Annotated in this window: 13 protein-coding genes and 1 tRNA gene; 8 read left to right on the top strand and 6 right to left on the bottom strand. The window is 65.4% G+C overall.

Annotation, left to right across the window (positions count from 1 at the left end; all coding sequences use genetic code 11):
- Window positions 1-99: 99 nt before the first annotated feature.
- The 5 genes from DKW65_RS10520 (at window position 100) to DKW65_RS10500 (ending at window position 3,116) form a co-directional block, all read left to right on the top strand.
- Window positions 100-1,032, top strand: coding sequence for a coiled-coil domain-containing protein (locus DKW65_RS10520; RefSeq protein WP_111657198.1), 933 nt, complete (start codon window positions 100-102; stop codon window positions 1,030-1,032).
- Between the two features lie 290 nt (window positions 1,033-1,322).
- Entirely contained in the window at window positions 1,323-1,649 is a 327-nt protein-coding gene (locus tag DKW65_RS10515; protein ID WP_111657197.1) for a YbjQ family protein, read from the top strand.
- Entirely contained in the window at window positions 1,646-2,122 is a 477-nt protein-coding gene (locus DKW65_RS10510; RefSeq protein ID WP_111657196.1) for a YbjQ family protein, read from the top strand. The genes DKW65_RS10515 and DKW65_RS10510 overlap by 4 nt, the downstream gene beginning before the upstream one ends.
- Window positions 2,119-2,970 carry a M48 family metallopeptidase gene (locus DKW65_RS10505; protein WP_111657195.1) on the top strand — a complete coding sequence of 284 codons (852 nt, stop codon included), beginning with the start codon at window positions 2,119-2,121 and terminating at the stop codon, window positions 2,968-2,970. The genes DKW65_RS10510 and DKW65_RS10505 overlap by 4 nt, the downstream gene beginning before the upstream one ends.
- 61 nt (window positions 2,971-3,031) lie before the next feature.
- A tRNA-Leu gene (locus DKW65_RS10500) sits at window positions 3,032-3,116 on the top strand.
- 3 nt (window positions 3,117-3,119) lie between these two features.
- Here DKW65_RS10500 and DKW65_RS10495 read toward each other — a convergent pair.
- Both DKW65_RS10495 and DKW65_RS10490 read right to left on the bottom strand, forming a co-directional pair.
- Window positions 3,120-4,274, bottom strand: coding sequence for a DegT/DnrJ/EryC1/StrS family aminotransferase (locus DKW65_RS10495; RefSeq protein WP_111657194.1), 1,155 nt, complete (start codon window positions 4,272-4,274; stop codon window positions 3,120-3,122).
- On the bottom strand, window positions 4,267-5,352 hold the full coding sequence (locus DKW65_RS10490; protein WP_111657622.1) for a Gfo/Idh/MocA family protein: 1,086 nt from the start codon (window positions 5,350-5,352) through the stop codon (window positions 4,267-4,269). The genes DKW65_RS10495 and DKW65_RS10490 overlap by 8 nt, the downstream gene beginning before the upstream one ends.
- On the opposite strand from DKW65_RS10490, the gene DKW65_RS10485 reads away from it, so the two are divergent.
- The gene (locus tag DKW65_RS10485) at window positions 5,351-9,574 is read left to right on the top strand and encodes a caspase family protein (protein WP_162925808.1); all 4,224 of its coding nucleotides are present in this window, start codon (window positions 5,351-5,353) and stop codon (window positions 9,572-9,574) included. The two genes, DKW65_RS10490 and DKW65_RS10485, sit on opposite strands and share 2 nt — an antisense overlap.
- 63 nt (window positions 9,575-9,637) lie before the next feature.
- Window positions 9,638-10,213 (top strand): outer membrane beta-barrel protein, encoded by a 576-nt coding sequence (locus DKW65_RS10480; protein WP_111657192.1) that lies wholly within the window; start codon window positions 9,638-9,640, stop codon window positions 10,211-10,213.
- Here the strand turns inward: DKW65_RS10480 and DKW65_RS10475 are convergent.
- From DKW65_RS10475 to DKW65_RS10465, 3 genes are all read right to left on the bottom strand, one after another.
- The gene (locus DKW65_RS10475) at window positions 10,204-11,097 is read right to left on the bottom strand and encodes an alpha/beta hydrolase fold domain-containing protein (RefSeq protein WP_245932469.1); all 894 of its coding nucleotides are present in this window, start codon (window positions 11,095-11,097) and stop codon (window positions 10,204-10,206) included. The two genes, DKW65_RS10480 and DKW65_RS10475, sit on opposite strands and share 10 nt — an antisense overlap.
- Window positions 11,098-11,275: 178 nt before the next feature.
- Complete coding sequence (locus tag DKW65_RS10470) at window positions 11,276-12,115, bottom strand: metal-dependent hydrolase (RefSeq protein ID WP_111657191.1); 840 nt, start codon at window positions 12,113-12,115, stop codon at window positions 11,276-11,278.
- A 180-nt stretch (window positions 12,116-12,295) separates the two neighbouring features.
- Window positions 12,296-12,799, bottom strand: coding sequence for a DUF1289 domain-containing protein (locus DKW65_RS10465; RefSeq protein ID WP_111657190.1), 504 nt, complete (start codon window positions 12,797-12,799; stop codon window positions 12,296-12,298).
- Window positions 12,800-12,912: 113 nt separating this feature from the next.
- Here DKW65_RS10465 and DKW65_RS10460 point away from each other — a divergent pair, with 113 nt between their 5' ends.
- Complete coding sequence (locus tag DKW65_RS10460; protein WP_111657189.1) at window positions 12,913-13,491, top strand: DUF2846 domain-containing protein; 579 nt, start codon at window positions 12,913-12,915, stop codon at window positions 13,489-13,491.
- Window positions 13,492-13,558: 67 nt separating this feature from the next.
- On the opposite strand, the gene DKW65_RS10455 is transcribed toward DKW65_RS10460, so the two are convergent.
- Window positions 13,559-14,101 (bottom strand): acyl-CoA thioesterase, encoded by a 543-nt coding sequence (locus DKW65_RS10455; RefSeq protein WP_111657188.1) that lies wholly within the window; start codon window positions 14,099-14,101, stop codon window positions 13,559-13,561.
- Between the last annotated feature and the right edge of the window lie 135 nt (window positions 14,102-14,236).

Below are 14,236 nucleotides of genomic sequence, written 5' to 3'. Positions count from 1 at the left end.
ACGCGCCAGCGTGTCCATTCCGGCGGGCTGGCGCGCGCGGGACACCCGGTCCTGTTAAGCTACTCCGCTTTCGATGTCCTACAGCAGAAGCAAGACGTTATGACCCAGGATCGTGATCTGCCACTTGGCAATATCAGTGATGTACCGCTCGACGATGATCGCCCGGCCAAGGCGCAGCGCCCGGCGGCGCCCCAGCGCCCGCCGCGACAGCCCAGTGGTGGCGGTGGTGGTGACAAGGGCGGCGACGGCCAGCGGCCCGGTGGTGACGGCCCGCGCCGCAGTGGCGGCGAGCCGGCCCGGCGTCGGCCGGTGGCCGCGGCGGGCAAACCCGGTGGTGGTGGCGGTGGCAACGGCCCCTGGATCCTGGCCACGCTGGTGCTGCTGTTCATCACCCTGGCCATGGGCGCCTTCATGTTCCGGGAACTGAGCGCCGTGCGGGGGCAACTGGACTCGCGCATCAGCGAGTCGTCTGAACAGTTGGGCAGCCTGGCATCGCAGCTGTCGGCCACCGACGAAAGCCTGACCCAGTCTTCCGGCAAGGTGCAGGAGCAGCTGGATCTTCATCTCAGCGAGATCCGCAAGCTCTGGGATGTCGCCAACGTGCGTAACCGCGGCTGGATCGAGGAAAACCAGAAGGCGGTGAAGGCCCTGCAGGAAAAGCTCACCGCCCAGGAACGGGCCGTGGCCGCGCTGCGTAACGAGCTGAACACCGCCAAGAAGGCCGTCGAGACGGCCCAGGCCCAGGCCAAACAGGCTGCCGACCAGGCCGCCAGTGCCGGTCGTGAGGTGCAGCAGCACACCGTGGCCCGCAACCAGATGCAGACCCAGATCGAGCTGGCCCGGGAGACCATTGGCGAACTGGAAACCCGCAGCCGCAACCAGCAGCGCGCCATTGATGAAGTGCGCGCAGCACTGCGGGGGGATAACGGCGACCTGGGCACCCGTATCAAGGAGATCGAGTCGGCCATCAACGCCTTCGACGCCTACCGCCGCGAGGTCAACAACCGGCTGGACACACTGGAACGCCGCTGAGCCTCCCACCGGGTCCGTCACGCCGGTTGGCGTGGCGGACCGTCAGGTTCCGGTGCCGTATTTGTACATCCTGCTCTGTTGATTTTCCCACCCGTATCCTGAATATTTGTCCAGCATCTGTTCTCGGGCTGTCTTGCTGCTGAGCGCCGGTCTTTGCCCTGATTTTCCCTGGGCAGCCTCTCTGTGAGGGCACCGGGCAGTGAAGGCATAAGGCAGTGAAGGCCTGAGACCGTGAGAGCAGGGGGCGGGCCGCGTGTGCGGTGGGGGAATCCATACAGGGGAAGAAGGGAATGCTGATCAGTAATCTTGAAATGGTGCCGGGCATGCGTGTGCGGCGGCATCTGGGCCTGATTCAGGGCAGCACCGTGCGGGCCAAGCATGTCGGCAAGGACTTCATGGCCGGGCTGAAGAATATCTTCGGTGGCGAACTCACGGGTTACACGGAATTGATGAATGAATCCCGTGAGGCGGCCATGGCCCGGTTGCAGGAGCAGGCCACAGCGCTCGGCGCCAACGCCATCCTGAATGTGCGTTTTGCGACCTCCACGATCGCCGTTGGCGCGTCGGAAATCCTGGTCTATGGCACGGCGGTCGAGCTGGAGCGCATGGGGGTATGATGCTGCCCTATGAGTTGATCATCCTGCTGAGTCTGCTGTTGCTGGGCTATGTGTTCGGGCGGTTGGCGGAGCGGCGACACTATCGCTCGATTCAAGCCAGGGAAGACCAGTATCGGCAGTTGCTGGTGCTGGCTGAACGGCATTTGCCGCCCGAGTATGTGACGAGCCATGAATCTCGCCTGGTGATGGGCAATGTCGTGGTATCGGTGGATTACTTCAAGATGATGATCGCGACACTGCGTAATCTTGTCGGGGGCTCCATCGGTGCGTTCGAATCCTTGCTGGACCGGGCTCGCCGCGAAGCCATCTTGCGCATGCAGGAGCAGGCCGCTGCGCTGGGCACTGGCGTCGTCATCTTCAACGTCAAACTCGAAACCTGCCGGGTGTCCGGTGATGCCTCCCGCGGTGTGGGTTCCGTGGAAGTCATGGCGTATGGCACGGCGCTCTATCCCCGGAGCAACGCCGCGCGATGACACCGCTGCCGGACGGCAATCCGCGGGTTCCGGAGCACATCAATAACCCGCCGCAGAATGCGCTGCTGGAATTCGGCAGCCTGGTGGCGATGGTCGGTCTGGTCATGGCCGCCCTGACGTTGCTGCTCGTGCTGCTGGCGGGTTTTCTGGCCCCGCATATCCCGTTTCGCTGGGAAGCGGCAGCGGTGAGCGACGTGCCTGTGAGCGCGCCCTGGCCGCAGGCGGATGCGGCGCTCAATCAATTGGCCGATGACCTGATGGCGAGCATGGACCCGCCGCCTGCCATACCGGTGCAGGTGCGCCTGATCGACATGCAGATCCCCAATGCGTTTGCCACCCTCGGTGGTCATGTGCTGATTACTCGCGGGCTGCTGGACAGTGTGACGTCAGAGAACGGCCTGGCCATGGTGCTGGCGCACGAGATCGGGCATATCCAGCACCGTGATCCGATTGCCGTGCTCAGCCGCAGCGCAGTGATCGGGCTGCTGTGGGCGGCGGTGACGGGCGGCGAGAACTTTGCCATGCAGACACTGTTCGGGCAGAGCGGTGGCTTGACCGCCCTGCGCTTCAATCGGGACATGGAACGTCGAGCGGACCAGTACGCGCTGGAGATGCTGGCAGCGCATTACGGGCATGTGCAGGGCGCGGATGAGTTTTTCCAGGCCATGGTGGCGCATCAGAGCCTCGCGGATCAGGATGCCGGGCGCTGGCAAGCCTTGTTTCAGTCGCACCCCCTGACCCGTGAACGTATCAAGGCGTTGCAGCAAGCGCTCCCGGCGCAGGGCGAGGCGGAACGGCGACCATTGCCACCGGCGCTGCACAAGCTGACTCGCCCTGAGGGTCCCTGACAGGGTGACGCGCATGGGGAAGTGGCGTGGCGGCCCTTCACGTTCTAGAATGCCCCTCCACGCGCCAGTGGTGGAATTGGTAGACACGCCAGATTTAGGTTCTGGTGCCGAAAGGTGTGGGGGTTCAAGTCCCTCCTGGCGCACCATCATCACGTCCCCAGTACTGCACACACTCTCTCCACTTGCCCTGTCGTCAGATAGGGATGCATGGGCAGCGTCAGGCCCTCTTTGGCCAGCTGTTCGGTGACCGGCAGGCCGCCGTCGGGCGCCAGGTGCCGGAAGGCGGGCTGCCAGTGCAGGGGCTGTTGGTAATAGCGTTTGAAGGGGATGCCTGCCGTGTCCAGTTTGTCTGCCAGGTGTGCGGCGTTCGGTGCTCGCACGGTGTAATGGGCCCAGCCACTGTGGTAGCCCTCGGGGATCAGCTGAGGGCGGACCTCCGAGTCGCGGAGACAGGCCGCATAGTGCGCGGCCATCTGTTCGCGGGCGGCGTGCTCACCGTGGAACAACCGCAGCTTGGCCAGCAGCACGGCGGCCTGCAGGGTGTCCAGGCGACTGTTGGTGCCAGGGCGCAGGGATTCGGTGCGGGAGTCGTCCATGCCGTGCCAGCGCAGGGAGCGGCAATGTGCCGCGAGTGCTGCGTCATCGGTCAGGATGGCGCCGCCGTCGCCGTAACCGCCCAGTGGTTTGGTGGGATAGAAACTGGTCGCGGTCACCGGCGCCAGTCGTCCACAGCGGGTGCCGTTCAGACTGGCGCCGAAGCTCTGTGCGGCGTCGGCCATCAGCAGTAACCCTTCCCTGGCCGCCAGGGCTTGCAGGGCGGGGTAATCCGCCGGTAGCCCGAAGATGTCCACGGCCATGATCAGGCGTGGACGCAGCGCGCGGTCGAGGGTGTCCAGACGGTGCCGCAAATCCCTCACATCAATATTGAACGTGTCCGGGTCGACATCCACGAGCACCGGCGTGGCGCCGGTGTGCATCACGGCGTTGACGGTGGCGCAGTAGGTGTAGGCGGGCACGAACACCGCGTCGCCAGGGCCGATCCCTTGCGCCAGCATGGCCAGATACAGGGCATCGGTGCCGCTGGCCACGGTGACCACATGGGCGGCGCCGGTGTGCTCGGCCAGCGCGCTTTCCAGTTCGGCCACGGGGGGGCCATGGATAAAGGCATGGCTGTCGAGCACGGTTTCCATGGCCCTCAGGATGTCCTGCTTGAGCAGGCGATAGGGCGTGTCGAGGTCGAGGAAGCGGATCGCTGAGCGGTCGTGCTCCGCAGCGTGGACGGCGGGGGGGGCGTGATCAGGCATGCCGGGTGTCCCTGTGGCGTGTGTGAGTGAGCGGTGCGGGCAGGTGCGCCTGAATGGCTTCGGCGGTGGCCAGCGCGCGGCGCGCCTGGGCGAGGGTGACGGGCGCGGGCTGGCCGGTGCGGACCGCACGTAAAAAGTCGCCGATCTGCCGGGCCAGCGGATCAATCTCCGGCAGCGGCTGCGGGGCCGGATCGGCCGTGAGTGCGCCGAGGGCGCGGCCCGTCAGGTTGACGGCGGTGGCGGCAAGAAAATCCAGTGTCAGGGTGCCGTCGGCGTAAGTCAGGGCCAGTCGGCGCTGCGCGGTGTCGGCGGCGCGGCTGGCTTCCAGCAACGCCTCGCAGCCATCATCCAGGCGCAGCTGCGCGCGTACTTCGTCGGCGTGGGCGGTGTGATGGCGGTGGCCACTGGCGCTGAGGTGCTCAACGGGCGCCGGGTTGAGCGTGTGCAGGGTATCGAGATCATGCATCATCAGATCGTGGACCACGCTGCAATCGGTATTGCGGGTCATCGGGGGATGGCAGCGGATGGCGTGCAGACGCAGCGGGCGGCCGGCGCCGGTCAGCCCGAGGTTGTGCAGGACATAGCGCTCCTGGAGCCCCGGTTGCAACAGCACGCGGTGTTGGCGGGCCAGGCGGGTCAGGGCATCGGCGTCCTTCAGGGTCAGGGTCATGGGTTTCTCCAGCAGCACATGAAGGCCTTGCCGCAGGAGCGAGCGGGCGACACGGTAATGCGTGCTGGCGGGTGTTGCGATACTGGCGGCCTGAACGGGGCGGGGCAGATCTTGCAGTGTGCGCGCGACAGGCACTGGCAAGGTGTCGGTCAGCGCCGGATGCGCCTCGGGGTGGGTGTCGACGAGGGCGACCAGTCGGGCATCGGGATGCGCCAGATACTGGCGCGCATGGCAGCGACCGAAGTGCCCGGCGCCGATCACGGCTACCGGTATCGGTGAGTGCGCTGACTGTGGGCGTGCGCCGGTGGTGTGCAAACGGATGACCTCTCTCACAAGCGTGTCGAAGGTAATCGTGCTGTCATGTAAGCAGTCATGGGCCATGACTTCAACAAAAGGGGCGGTATCCATGGGGAAGTGGAAGAGGCGCTGGCTGGCGCTGATGATGTGCCTGCTGGCCGCGACAGGCACCGCCGATGAGGCGCTGGTACTGCAATCAGCCGTGCCGGTGGACGTCTGGGGCAGTGGCGAAACAGCGGTGGATGTGGCCCGTGACGGCGTTACCGCAGCGGTGGGCTATGCCGATGGCCGCGTGGTGTTGTGGAACCTGTCCATGCGCTACCGGATTGCCTCGCTACAGGCCGGTGCCCATGTGATGGACGGCGTGCGCCAGTTGCAGTGGCTGGACAACGGCACTCGCTTGCTGGTCACCACCGCGCAGCAGTTTTCGCTGTTCGACACGACCACGCGCACGATGCTGCTCCAGCATCCGGTCAGCCTGATGTGGGGCGAGGCGGTGGAGGGCGACAGCGCGCCTTTGGTGGACCTGGCGGTCAGCCGTGATGGTGGCCATGTTGCCTTCAATGATTTCAGTGAGGCGGGGTTGTCTCGCCCGGATGGTCAGGGTGACAAAGAGGTGGTGCCCCTGCCGGGCGCGGCCGGGGCACGTCTGGCCCTGAGCCCGGACGGCGCCTGGCTGGCCGTGATGGGGTACGACGCGGTGCGCATTCTGGCCACCGATACGCTGGCCGAGCGAGCGGCCTGGCCGATCACGTCCAGTGAGCGTCCTTTCTATCCTGGTGGTTTACGCTTCTCCCCCGATGGATCGCAATTGCTGGTGTCCACCGGCATGGCAGGGCGCCCGGGCGGCTGGCTGCTGGAGATCGACAGCGGCCAGCGCCAGCCGCTGCCGAATGCCCGCGAGCCGCGCTTCATGGCCGACGGATCGCTGATCTATTTCGACGAAGACACCTGCCTGCAACGCCAGCGACCGGGGGGCACCCCGGAGGCGTTGCCGGTGACCTGCCGACGGGACAGCCGCGCCGCCTTTGCGATCACGGATGAGGATGTGGTCTTCAGTGCCGGGCGTCTGGTGCATGCGCCCAGTGGCGCGGTGCTTGGCGAACTGGATGCCGTGCCGACCCAGACGCGCCTGGTGGGTGTGGATGAAACGCGCGGCCTGTTACAGGTGTCGCTGGAGCAGGCGCTGTCGCATCCGTTGTTCTTCGCCTGGCCCGATCGCGCCATGGGGCCGGTGCCGCAGACGGGTATGCAGGAATGGGACCTGGGGACCGGGGAGCGACGTCCGGCCAGCGCGCCGGCGGATCATCCCGACCCGTGGGCCTGCTTTGATGCGGACACCCATCCTGACCGGCTGGATGCGAGTGCGCGGCATAGCGATGGCAGCCTGCTGCTGGCGGTGGGCAACATGGTGTACCAATGCCAGGATGGCGTCATCACGACCCGGATGCAGCGCGATGGCCCGCCGGTGACCTGGCTGCGCTTGCGCGAGCTGCCCGATGAAGACCCGCTCCTGTTCCTGAATGACAGCCAGGGCGATCTGGAAATGCTGGCGTGGCCAGCGGGCACCTCGCTGGGGCGCACCCGCATCGACCCGTTCGCTGACGGCAGCGGCATGCCCTCCGTCAATACCTTGCTGGAGCTGGACTTCAGCGACGCGGGGGAGCTCTGGATGCTGACCCGCTATGGTCTGTTCATCGGTGACGACCGGCAGCCCTACAACGGTAACGTGACGGCGTCGGCCTACGCGCCGGACCAGGACCGGCTGGCGCTGGCCACGGAGGAGGGCGTGCGACTGTACCAGCCTTCAACGGGCGCGCTGGGTGAGGCGGTGCCGGTGGGGGATTTGCCGATACGCACCCTGCTGTTTGGTCGCCAGCGGCTGTATGCGCAGACCAGCGATGCGGCGGTGCATGTGCTGGATATCGAGGCGCCGGTGACGCTGGCGCTCTTGGCCAGTATCTACCCGGTGGCGGATCAGGGCGCGTTGATTCTGACCCCGGACGGGGAGTATGCAGCCTCCCGCGATGCGGTCAGCCAGGTCACCCGCCGTGATGGCATGACACTGCGCGCCTTTACGCTGTTTGATGGCGAGCGTAATCGCCCGGATCGCGTGCTGGCGGCGCTGGGGCACGCGCAGCCGGACTATCTGGCGCAACTGGCGCAGCTGGTGACGTTGCGTCAGCAGCGGCTGGCCACACGTGGCGCCCGGCTGTCAGGTGACCTGCTGCCGACCTGGTCGCGCACCCCGCCGCTGGTGCACGACCGTCGCGAGCTGGAGGTGGCCGTGGGTGGCCCGGACGGCGCGCGGCTGCATCTGTTTGTGGCCAACGTGCGGGCGACGCCGGCTGACGGCGTGCCGGTGCGCGGCGGTGAGGCGCGCCATACGCTGTCGCTGATGCCGGGCGAAAACCGGATTACGGCGCATCTGACGCTGGCCGACGGGCGCCGTTCGGACGACCTGATGGCACAGGTCTACAGCACCGCCGCCGCGACGACCCGACGCACCTTCCTGGTCGGGGTGGGGGTGTCCGAGTACGCCCAATCGCAATACGACCTGCGTTATGCCGCCAAGGATATCGAGGATGTGGCCGCGCATTTTGCCACCCTGGAAGGCGAGCATATCGAGACCTTGTTGCTCACCGACGGGCAGGCGACGCGCAGTGCGATTCTGCGGGCGCAGCGTTTTCTTGCCCGCGCCGGGCTGGATGACCGGGTGATTTTGTATTTCGCCGGACACGGCGTGCTGGCGGACGACGGGGTCTACTATTTTGCACCCACCGACATGGACTTCGAGGCCCCGGGCCGCCGGGGGGTGCGCTTTGACGAGATCGAAGGCTTGCTGGCGAACACCCGTGCCCGCGAACGGCTGATCTTCATCGACAGCTGCCATGCCGGGGAAAACGACGACGGTGCGGCGGGCCTGCTGCCCACGCCGATGCTGCTGGCAGGCGGCGATGGCGAGGTGTCAGCACGCGGGCTGCGACGCATCGGCGCCATACCCGACGATGCACCGGAGATCGACAGGCCGCTGCTGGAAGATATCTTTGTCGAGCTGCGCGAAGGCAGTGGCGCGCATGTGATTGCCGCATCCGGCGCGATGGAGTTTGCGCTGGAGTCAGCCCGCTGGAACAACGGTGTCTTTACCGCAGCGGTACTGGAGGGGCTGGAAGCCATGGCGGCCGACCTCAACGGCGACCGCCAGATTCGCGTCGACGAATTGCGCCGCTTTGTGGCCGACCGCGTGGCGGAGCGCACTCAGGGGCGCCAGGTGCCCACGGTGCGCGGCAGCAATCCCGCCCTCGACTTCGCCATCACCCGCGCCACCCTGCCCGTGCAGGAAACCTGGTCGCTGGGATTTGCTGATGACGATGCCGACCTGTCCCACGCGCAAGCGATGGCCTTCAGTGGCGATGGCCGCACCGTCGTCACCTTGCAGAACGAAGGGCTGCGCCGCTTCGATGCCGAGCAGGGCACCCTGCAGACGCAGGTGCCGCTGGCGCTGGACCAGCCGCGCAGTCTGCGGGTGGACGCCAGCGGGCGGTATGCCCTGGTGCTGGCGGACGACTATGTCTTGCAGCGCGTTGATCTGCAGACCGGCGAGCAGGTGGTGCTGGGTGGTCGTGATCAGGAGGGGCGTGATCAGGACGGGCATCTGGCCCGTGATTTGTCGGCCGCCGCGTTCAGTGCAGACGGGCGGCGCGTGCTGGTGGAAGGGGGGTTCCCCGGGCGCGGAGTGCGTTTGTTCGATGTCGATGCCGGCACCACGCAGACACTGCCGGTGTCATTACCGGGGTTCGTGCGCGGCCTGGCCATCCGTGGTGATGGCGTCCGCGTGGTGGACGAATACGGGGTGATGGTCGACCTGACGCCGGGGGCCGGTGGCGAGTGGGTGGAGCAGGCGCGCTGGCAGCTCCCTCGGGATGAGGTTCAGGGTTTCGGGCGTGCCGGTGAGCCGGCGCAGGCGCAGCAGACGGCGCTCAGTGCCGATGGCCGTTATCTGCTCCGTGCGTTCCGTCACCAGGCCGAGAATGTCTACGGCACCCCTGCAGGCCATCACTATGTCGAAGCCTGGGATCTCGACGAAAAGCGCCGCCTCATGGTGCGCGAGGCCCCGGCACTGCGGGGTATGGCCGTGACGAGCAACGGCCGGGCCTTGCTGTTCGACGGTGACAGTTTCCGGGTGCTGCACCTGCCTGCGGGCACGGAACCGGAGTGGCTGTATCGTGGCGACAGCCAGTCTTATATGCCCTGGGCGCTGCACCCGGCCGGACATACGGTGCTCGGCCCGCGCTGGCGCGACCGGGTCGAGCGCTGGCGGTTACGTCACTGACGCGCGTCCAGTGCCGCGCTGCGGGCCCTCCCATGGCATAACGATGCCTGGGAGTGCGGCCAGATGACCTCACCACGATACCCCGTCCTGCTGGCTTGTTGCCTCACGGCGCTGCCGATGACCGTGTTGGCGGATAGCCGCGAGAACGGCAGTGGTTTCTACATCCACACCGGCATGGCGGTACTGGATCACCGGGCTGACCCGGATTACCTGCGCGATGGCGGGGAGCGCTCGTTCCGTGACGGGAATCTGGGGTTTACGCTGGGGGGTGGCTACCATGTCACGACCGCTCTGGCCCTGGATATCGCCTGGATCGAAATGGATATGGATCGGGTGTTCAGCGAACTGGACGGGCAGAACCTTTACGGGCGCGGCGTGCGGCTGGCGCTGGATGCGACCTGGGCCCCGCGCCAGGTGGTCGGGATCTACGGACGGGCCGGGGCCTGGCACTGGAAGACGCGGCTGAGGCCCGGCTTCGGGCGCAGCCTGCGTCGTCTCGAAGGCACGGATCCGATGCTGGAAGCGGGCCTTCGTTTCGGCCCCCTGGCCCCGGTCAGCCTGGATATCGGCTATGGATGGTATGCCATGGACCGGATTGATACGCGCATCATTTCACTGGGCCTGCGCGCTCACTTCTGAGCGCGAATGAAAGCCACCACCGTGCTCACATCTTCCCTGGCTTCCGGCAGCCACGGCAACAGGATCGGCCAGACATGGAACAGCCCCTCACGGGCCACCCAGGTCACCGGCACACCGGCGGCTTCGGCCCGGGCGCGAATCGCTTCCGCATCGCTGTACAGGCACTCGTCCGTGGCGGCGGTAATCATCAGCGGCGGCAGGCCCGTGTAGTCGCCCAGACAGGGTGAGGCATAGGGGTTGTTGCGGTCGGCATCGGCCATATAGATATCGGCGACGGTGCGCACCATGGAGGCCGACAGCATGCAGTCGCTGTGGTCGTTGGCATCGATGCTCGGGCCCCGGCAGTGGCCATCGCCCGCCGGGGAGAAGGTGAAGGCGCAGCGCGGGCGCGGCAGCCCGCGATCGCGGATGGCCAGCAGCAGGGCCAGAGTCAGGCCACCGCCCGCCGAGTCACCGCCAATGGCGATATCCTCCGGCGCATGCCCGTCGGCCAGCAGCCACTCATAGGCCTCGATGCAGCGGTTCACGGCACCGGGGAAAGGCGACTCCGGCGCAAACGGGTAGCGCACCAGATAGACCGCCGCTTGCAGGTCCTTGGCCAGTCGTCCGGCCAGGTTGTGGTAGGTCCTGGTCACCCCGGCAATGTAGGCACCGCCGTGGATATACAGCACGGTCATGGTCGGGCGTGCGGCGGTGATCAGGTCGCCACTGAATCCGGGTGTCTCGATCGTGCGCAGGCGAATACCGCGCGGCAATAGCGTCAGGCCCGGTGTGTGATTGAAGGTCTTGCGAAGATGCCGGATGAGGTCATCGTGTTGCAGGTTCTCGCGGCGAATCATGCGGCGCGAAAACGCCTTGATCAGTCGGGCAGTCAGGCTTGGCAAAATGAGAGCTCCATGACAGAAAACGGGCACGTGCACCGCGCATCAGCCTACCGGGCAGGAGGGATGCTGGCGACCACTGATCGGGCCAAAACACGTGGCCCAAAAAAAGGGGCCACATCATGTGGCCCACAGCAACAAGCCGGAGAGCTTGCCGTTATGCAAAAAAGCGGGACGCCTCTCAGGCAGCCTCTTTATCCGTAATCGCTTCCAGCAGCGCATCGATCTGCGTCAGGAAGTGGCGGTTGTCATGATCCCAGGGGTGGAAGCCCGGCTTGAACCAGTCCAGCCAGTCGCCCACCGCCTGACGCAGCGTGCCCGGCTTGCCCCACTGATATTGCAGTGACGTCATCCAGCCGCGCAGGTTGAACAGGCCGCCCTTGCGGCGCACGTTCTCGATGTAATAGGGATACAGGATGGCCAGGAAGATGCCCGTGGCCAGTACCAGCGAGGAGGTACGCAGCAGGTAGCCCGGCAGGGTCTTGCCCATGACCTTGGTGTAGACATCAAAGGCCACGGCCTTGTGTTCGGTTTCTTCCAGCGCATGCCAGTTCCACAGCGCCGTGAAACGCTCGTCCGAGCCTGCCAGGGTTTCCGGATTGCGCAGCAGCGAGTCCGCCAGAATCGCGGTCAGATGCTCCAGCGCCACGGTGGCCGACAGCTGGAACTTGGCCGGGGCGTACTTCTGGATGCCCTTGAGCAGCGCGTGCACGAACTTTTCCTGCGCCTTGGCGGGCACACCGGCGTTCTGCAGCAGCTCGTTGAGCTCGTCGTGCTCGCGACCATGCATGGCCTCCTGGCCGATAAAGGCGGTGACGGCCTTCTTCAGTTCCGGGTCGTCGATCTGGTCACGGAAGTGGCGCACCGAGTCGATGAAGAAGCGCTCGCCCACCGGGAAGAACAGGCTCATGGTGTTGAAGAACTGCGCCACATGCATGCCAGCGTGGTGCCAGTCGGTGGCCTTGTCAGCGGGCAGATTGAACTTCAGATCGCGGCGGATCGGGAGGACGGCCATATTCATGGGGTGTTCCTCTAAGTATTGTGACATTACTCGATGGTACAATCGGGTATGGCACAACGCCAGCCCCGGACAAGCGCTTGGTTGACCCAAACGACCAGACGCGCCGGTCAGCAGGACCAACTGAAGGCGGGGTGAAGGGATGCCGTGCCGGGAAGCCGTGCAGAGACAGGCCGCAGCCGCTCAGGCCTGGCGGGCGCCCAGGTCCTCGGCGACCTCGCGGGCCAGGTCGATCAGCCGCGCGGGCTGGCTGTAGCTGCGCTCGTGATGCGCATGGGAGAGGGCATAGAATTCGGCGCTGATGGTGTCGTACAGCCCCCGTGGCGAGTGCGTGGCCGGGTCCACCAGCAGCGTCAGACCAAAGGCGGCATAGTCCAGCGGCTGGTGGCCGGCGGCCTTGAGCAGATCAGGTACCCAGCCCTCGGGCGAGAGCTCCGGCTGGAAGCGCAGGTTCTGGTATTCCATGCCCGTTTGCAGCAGATCGGCATGGTCTACCCGCACATAATTGCTGACCACCAGCTTGAGCAGACCATCAAGACGGCGCCAGACCACGGCCTTCTCTTCATCGGAGTAGGCGTTCCAGTGCACCACTTCATGCACGAAGCGCTTGCAGCCCCGGCAAACGGTATCGCCGAAAACCGTTGAGCAGACGCCGATGCAGGGGGTGCGGACACGTTTGACAGTCATGGCGGCAAGTGTACCCAAGGCCCGTCGCTGCGGCCATACGGTAACTTGTGAAGGCCCTGCAAATCGGCGATAGTTAGGCGCCTGTGCAATCAAAAACAAAGAGAATAACAACGATGCGCGCGATCCTGACCCTGCTGCTGGCCCTGTCGCTGGCCAGTTGCTCCATGGCCATCCCCCGCACGCCGGGTGCCTTCATCCAGGCCGCCCAGGGCAATACCTTCGAACCGATGGATACCCTTGATCCCCGTAACGCCATGGTCTATCTCTATCGACCCGTGAATCAGTGGGGCTACGAGGAGGTGCAGGCACCGAGCTTTTTCATTAACGAGCAGATGCTGTTCGGGCTGAAGAGCGGGGCCTATACCTGGCTGGAGCTGCATGGGGGGGAGTACGACTTCTACGCCCGCCGACCGCTGAGCATCCTGTTTCTGAAGACCATCTTCGAGCTGCCGCTGGCCGTGGAAGGCGGCAACACCTATTACTTCCGCTATTCCGAAGACCAGCCGCTGGATTTCGAGCGTCATGGCATCGATCCGGAGAAATTCGTTCAGGCCGGACCCCTGCAACAGGTGCCCGAGGGCCTCGCCCTGCGCGAAATCCGCAACCTGCGTCTTGATGAACCGGGTGTGTACTACGGCGGTGAGGCGTATCGGGAACCGCGCTGGGCGCCGTTCCGGAGCTTGGACGACTGATACAACAGCGCCCTGCGACGGGCGTCGCAGGGCGTGCTCCGGGGCGTCACGGGAACCGCACTGACCATCAGGCAGGCGGGATATCCAGCCCCTGTTCGGTATAGCGCCGCTTGCTCTGCAACAGACGCTTCCACTGCTCTACATATTCCGGCAGGGCGGGGGACGTCATGTTCATGCCGGTCATTTCCTGCACCGCCTGCGGGCTGATCGATTTGCCACCATACATGTTCACGACACGCAGCAGCGCATGGGTGTGCAGCTTGCCCTGGGCCTCGAAACGCTGGTCGTAGTACATGTACTTTTCATCCCAGCCGAGCACCCGTGTGCGCACGGCAAAATGCTGATACGGACGCAACTCGCGCACGTAGGCAATTTCCGTATTGGCCACGACCACATTACAGCGTGCCTCGATCATGCTGTTGAGCAGGCCGGTGCGCACCGAGTGCTCCAGGCGGCAACGGTCCATGAAGCGCAGATACTTGGCATTATTCAGGTGCAGATTCAGATCGAGATCGAGCAAGCCAACCCGGAACTCCATCGAAATCGTGTCAAAGATGCCGTGCGTCGGCGGTCGTTTGCGGCGACGGGCGGCACTGATCAACTCAAACATCCACTTTCCTCCCCCGGACGGGTGACAGGCCCGTACGCGCTTCGCAGTATAGCCACCTTTCCGGGCCGATGTCAGGGTGCTATCAACCCCTGGGTCATGCCCCGCCGAGTGGGTGCCAATCCTTGTGGTCAGGCG

The organism is Isoalcanivorax indicus, assembly GCF_003259185.1.
Classification (GTDB): Bacteria; Pseudomonadota; Gammaproteobacteria; order Pseudomonadales; family Alcanivoracaceae; genus Isoalcanivorax; species Isoalcanivorax indicus.
This window is presented reverse-complemented; position numbering and strand designations above follow the sequence as displayed.